Below are 1050 nucleotides of genomic sequence, written 5' to 3' on the forward strand. Positions count from 1 at the left end.
AGAAGTTGATGTCGATGGTCGCGCGGCGGTTGAGCGGCTCGCGCACACCGTCGGCGGTCGGCTTGGCCAGGTTGGTCTCGCCCTTGCCGTCGAGGGCGATGACGCCGCCGTTGACGCCCGAGGCGACCAGCGCGTCCGCGACGGTGCGCGAACGACGGTTGGACAGACCCAGGTTATAGGCGGCCGAACCAGAGGTGTCGGTGTAGCCGACGATCAGGACGCGCGTCGGTGCGCCCGACTTGGCGTAGTTGGCGGCCTGCGTCACCACCGAACGGGCTTCCGCGGTCAGGTCCGAGCGATCCCAGTCGAAGTAAACGACGAACTGGCGGGCGACCGGCTTCTGAGCGACCGGCGGCGGGGGCGGCGGGGGCGGAGGAGGCGGCGGCGGGGGCGGAGGCGGGGGAGGCGGCGGCGGCGGCGCGTCTTCCGCACCGAAGCTGTAGCGCAGACCCAGGGTCACGGTGTGCGACTGATCGTAATCGCCGTCCCATTCGCCGAACGACGTGGCGCCCAAGCCCGTGCCGACCGTCGTCGAGGCGAAGTTGGCGTCACCCGTCAGGTAACGGTAGGTCAGGTCGATGTTGGTGCGGTCGCCCACAGCCCAGGCCAGACCGGCGATCGCCTGAGCAGCGAACTTGGTCGAGTCATCATCAGCCGTGAAGGTGGCGGCGCGGTTGGCGCGCAGAGCGCCGGTCGTGTCGGTCTTCACGCGGTTGACGCCGGCGCCGAGACCGACGAACGGACGAACGCCCCAGTATTCGAAGCCGAAGTCATAGATGACATTAGCCATCAGGGTGGCGGATTCGATATCGCCTTCAGGCGAGAAGCAGCCGCCCGTCGCCGGGGTGAAGTTGCACAGGCCTTGCGTGCCCGAGACAGCGCGCACGGTGCCGATGTCGCCCGAGCGGTAGCCGCCTTCCAGTTCAACGCGCCAGTTCGGGTTGAAGCGATAGCCGAGGCGAGCGAACGCCGCCCAGCCGTCGTTCACTTCCCAGTTCCAGTTGGCGCCGGTCGTGGACGATTCAGCGTTGATATCGTCGATCATGTGGT

At 67.8% G+C, this 1050-nt stretch carries 1 protein-coding gene; it reads right to left on the bottom strand.

Annotated elements, in window-relative coordinates:
* On the bottom strand, positions 1-1050 hold a 1050-nt coding region (locus BVE01S_RS16400), incomplete at both ends, for an OmpA family protein (RefSeq protein ID WP_066629927.1).

Source organism: Brevundimonas vesicularis NBRC 12165 (genome assembly GCF_001592205.1).
In the GTDB taxonomy this organism is placed as follows: domain Bacteria; phylum Pseudomonadota; class Alphaproteobacteria; order Caulobacterales; family Caulobacteraceae; genus Brevundimonas; species Brevundimonas vesicularis.